Annotated in this window: 3 protein-coding genes and 3 tRNA genes; 3 read left to right on the top strand and 3 right to left on the bottom strand. The window is 65.6% G+C overall.

The genetic code is table 11. The annotated features are described in order from the left end of the window. Positions 1-187 precede the first annotated feature (187 nt). Complete coding sequence (locus WBV89_RS03415; protein ID WP_423979940.1) at positions 188-2278, top strand: 3-hydroxyacyl-CoA dehydrogenase NAD-binding domain-containing protein; 2091 nt, start codon at positions 188-190, stop codon at positions 2276-2278. A 58-nt stretch (positions 2279-2336) separates the two neighbouring features. Next, a complete protein-coding gene (locus WBV89_RS03410; RefSeq protein WP_423979939.1) occupies positions 2337-3233 on the top strand; it encodes a bifunctional helix-turn-helix transcriptional regulator/GNAT family N-acetyltransferase in 897 nt (298 codons plus the stop codon). Between the two features lie 69 nt (positions 3234-3302). Here the strand turns inward: WBV89_RS03410 and WBV89_RS03405 are convergent. The 3 genes from WBV89_RS03405 to WBV89_RS03395 all read right to left on the bottom strand — a co-directional run bounded on the left by WBV89_RS03405 (position 3303) and on the right by WBV89_RS03395 (position 3651). After that, positions 3303-3375, bottom strand: a tRNA-Phe gene (locus tag WBV89_RS03405). A gap of 72 nt (positions 3376-3447) precedes the next feature. Next, positions 3448-3522, bottom strand: a tRNA-Asp gene (locus WBV89_RS03400). A 56-nt stretch (positions 3523-3578) separates the two neighbouring features. Next, positions 3579-3651: transfer RNA gene (locus WBV89_RS03395), tRNA-Glu, on the bottom strand. Between the two features lie 131 nt (positions 3652-3782). Between WBV89_RS03395 and WBV89_RS03390 the strand changes: the two genes are divergently transcribed. Continuing rightward, a partial coding sequence (locus WBV89_RS03390; protein WP_423979938.1) for a glycerol-3-phosphate acyltransferase occupies positions 3783-4046 on the top strand: 264 nt, incomplete at its 3' end.

The following is a 4046-nucleotide window of genomic DNA, read 5'->3' as shown; positions in this document are numbered from 1 at the left end:
GTCCATGTGTCTCCCCGTTCCCGCCGATCGACCCGACCGGCTCCGATGCGTACTCTCGCCCAGACGATGGCAGGTTCTCGTGATCTGTTCGCGCACGGCGTGCGCGAACAGATCACGAGATGGCTGGGGGAGGCGGGACCGAGGCGTGCGTTGAACTGTGATGGGTCCGGTTTGCTTGACTGTCGGAATGGCTGAAACCGTCTCCGAATCCGTTCGTCTCGAGACCGAGGGCGATGTTGCGCTCGTGATCGTCGACAACCCACCGGTCAACGCCCTGAGTTGGCACGTTCGACAGGGTCTGTTCGACGGGATCACCCAGGCATCCGAGAGCGGCGCGAAGGCGATCGTCGTGATCTGCGACGGGCGTACGTTCATCGCCGGCGCGGACATCAGCGAGTTCGGCGGCGGTGCACCGCAGGCCGTCGGGCTGCAGGAGGTGCAGTCCGCGATGGAGGACGCGCCGGTTCCGGTGATCGCCGCGATCCACGGCACGGCGCTCGGCGGCGGGCTCGAGGTCGCTCTGTGCGCTCACTACCGCGTCGCCGTCTCGTCGGCGAAGTTCGGACTTCCCGAGGTCAACCTCGGACTGCTCCCCGGAGCCGGTGGCACCCAGCGACTGCCGCGTCTGGTCGGGGTCCCCAAGGCACTCGAGATGATGACGACGGGGCGCCACATCAGCAGCGCCGAGGCGCTCGACGGTGGTCTCATCGACGATGTGGTCGACGGCGATGTCGCCGCACTGCGCGCCGCTGCCGTCGCGTTCGCCAACAGGGCCGTCGCCGAGAACCTGCCGCTGCTGCGTGTCCGTGACCGCGACGACAAGGTCGCCGAAGCGCGGGGCGACGAGCAGATGTTCGCCGACTTCCGGCGCAGCATCGCGCGCAAGACGCGTGGCTTCCTCGCTCCCGAGTACAACATCCGCTGCATCGAGGCGGCGGCGAACCTCCCGTTCGACGAGGGCCTGAAGGTCGAAGGCAAGCTCTTCATGGAGCTGATGACCGGTCCGCAGTCGGCCGCCCAGCGGTACTACTTCTTCGCCGAACGTGCGGCGAACAAGATCCCCGACATCGCGAAGGACACCGAGATCCTCGACATTCAGCATGTCGGCGTGCTCGGCGCCGGAACGATGGGTGGCGGGATCGCGATGAACTTCGCCAACGTCGGCATCCCGGTCACGATCGTCGAACGCGATCAGGCCTCGCTCGACAAGGGTCTCGGTGTGGTCCGCAAGAACTACGAACGCTCGCGTTCGACCACAGCCGAGCAGGTCGAGGAGCGGATGGCGCTGATCACCGGGTCGACCGACAAGAACGACTTCGCGGACTGCGACATGGTCATCGAAGCGGTGTTCGAGGACATGGCGCTGAAGCAGTCGATCTTCCGTGAGCTCGACGAGATCTGCAAGCCGGGGGCGCTGCTCGCATCGAACACGTCGGCGCTCGACGTGAACGAGATCGCGTCGGTCACCAGTCGCCCCGAGAGCGTGATCGGCATGCACTTCTTCTCGCCCGCGAACGTCATGAAGTTGCTCGAGAACGTGCGTGGCGACAAGTCGTCCGATTCGGTCGTGGCGACGACGATGGCGATCGGCAAGAAGATCAAGAAGGTCTCGGTGATGGTCGGGGTCTGCCCCGGATTCGTCGGGAACCGGATGCTGTTCATGCGTGGCGCCGAAGCCGAGCGGATGATCCTCGAGGGTGCGACCCCCGCCCAGATCGACAACGTGCTCGACGAGTTCGGATTCCCGATGGGTCCGTTCTCGATGATGGACCTCGCCGGACTCGACATCGGCTGGAAGGAGGAGACCTCGTCGTCGTCGACCGTCCGCGAGATCCTCTGCGAGAACGGCCGCCGTGGTCAGAAGAACGGCCGCGGGTACTACACCTACGATCCCGAGACTCGTGCGGCGACGCCTGACCCGGAGGTCGTGGAGCTCATCAAGGAGTTCGCGGTCGAACAGGGAATCGAGCAGCGTGAGGTCTCCGATCAGGAGATCCTCGAGCGCCTCCTGTACCCGATGGTCAACGAGGGCGCCAAGATCCTCGAGGAGAAGATCGCCATCCGCGGGAGCGACATCGACGTCGTGTGGGTCAATGGCTATGGCTGGCCGGTGTACCGCGGCGGACCGATGCACTGGGCCGACTCGGTCGGTCTCGCCGAGATCGTCGAGAAGATCGAGGGCTACTCCTCGTCGCTCGGCGGCAAGCACTGGGAGCTCAGCCCGCTGCTGAAGTCGCTCGCCGAATCGGGTGGCCAGCTCCAGACCCACGCGAGCTGACACCGCGGTCCGGCCCTACACGTCGGCCGACATGAGATAGCTGACTAAAGTCAGCTACATGAATGATGATCCGGTCGCAGTCCTGCGCGGCTTCAATCGCTCGTTCACGGCGCGGATCGGTGTCCTGGACGAGTCGTTCCTCGGGACGGGTCGTCCGCTCGCGGTGGCGCGCTTGCTCTTCGAGATCGGGATCGGAGGTGACGATGGCGCCGTCCCGGTGCACGTGCTCCGAGAACGTCTCGGAGCAGACTCAGGGTACGTGAGTCGCCTGCTGCGACAGCTGGAGAGCGACGACCTGATCGAGCTGCACGACGACCCCACCGATGGACGTCGCCGGATCGCTCACCTCACCGACGTCGGACGTGAGGCGTGGAACGACCTGGACCGCCGCTCCGATCGGGTCGCCGCCGACCTGCTCTCACCGCTGACGACCGACCAGACCACTCGGCTCGCGGCGGCTCTCCGGACCGCCGACGGGTTGATGCGTTGCTCATCGATCGTGACCGAGGTGGTCGATCCGGATGCTGAACTCGCGGACGGTGCCCGCCGGCGATACTTCGACGAACTCGATCGACGGTTCCGAGACGGTTTCGACGTCGCCGGCGACTCGGCGGAGGAACGCAGCCGGATGGCGCCGCCGCACGGCGCCTTCCTGGTCCTCGTCGACGATGGTGACGTCGTCGGATGCGGCGGTGTCCACCGACTCGACGGGAGAGTCGCGGAGATCAAGCGGATGTGGCTCGATCCCGGGCTCCGTGGGCTGGGCATGGGTCGGCGGCTCCTCGGCGACCTGGAATCGGCTGCTCGCGACCTCGGATGTGGCGAGGTGGTGCTCGACACGAACGATGCGCTGACGACGGCAATCGCGATGTATCGAGGGGCGGGGTACGAGCCGACCGAGCGCTACAACACGAATCCCTACGCCGACCTCTGGTTCCGCAAGCGGCTGCGGTAGACCGTCGGTCGCCCGAAAAGCACTCGAAAACGCCCGAACCCCCGCCGAGTGACGGGGGTTCGTTCGATGTGGTCTCGACCGGCGTCGATCCGGTGACCTCTCACTTTTCAGGCGAGCGCTCTGCCAACTGAGCTACGAGACCATCGACCAGGGAAAACCTCTCCCTGTATGCACAAGAGCCACCCTCCAATTGCTTGGAAAGTGGCCCCTGGAGCGGTCCCGACGGGATTTGAACCCGCGACCTCCGGCTTGACAGGCCGGCGTGAACTCCTGACTTCACCACGGGACCAGTATGTATTCCGGGCGGATGTCAACCCGCCGTGTTGTTGATGCGAGATCGCATCGCACCCCCAACGGGATTCGAACCCGTGCCGCCACCTTGAAAGGGTGGTGTCCTAGGCCACTAGACGATGGGGGCCTATTCGAGGCGTTGGACCTCTTCTCGTTGAGAGCGACATGAATCTAACAGCGCCCCTCCACCGTTCCACGCGCGGATCGCGGTCGAACGGAGTTCCGCTTCCGTTTCGTTCCTCTCCCTATCGTCTCCTCATGCGTAGGAGGGGCCGCCGAGGCAAGCTCGAACGGCTCGGGATCGGCGTCCTGATCGGATACGTCCTGGGGACGATCCCGACCGCCGATCTAGTGGCGAAGAAGCTGGCGGGAACGGATCTGCGGTCGGAAGGTTCGGGGAACCCGGGTGCGGTCAACGCACTGCAGGTGCTCGGGGCACGCGCTGGCCTCGGGGTGATGGCCGGCGACATCGGCAAGGGGGTTGCCGCCTGTGCGATCGGGGGAGCGGTGGCCGGCCCGGCC

The sequence above is a fragment of the Ilumatobacter sp. genome, assembly GCF_049588435.1.
Lineage (GTDB): Bacteria > Actinomycetota > Acidimicrobiia > Acidimicrobiales > Ilumatobacteraceae > Ilumatobacter_A.
This window is presented reverse-complemented; position numbering and strand designations above follow the sequence as displayed.

Excerpts from the sequence above, each read along its gene's own strand:
- WBV89_RS03415 (WP_423979940.1), top strand. The coding sequence starts at position 188 with ATGGCTGAAACCGTCTCCGAATCCGTTCGTCTCGAGACCGAGGGCGAT.
- WBV89_RS03410 (WP_423979939.1), top strand. The coding sequence starts at position 2,337 with ATGAATGATGATCCGGTCGCAGTCCTGCGCGGCTTCAATCGCTCGTTC.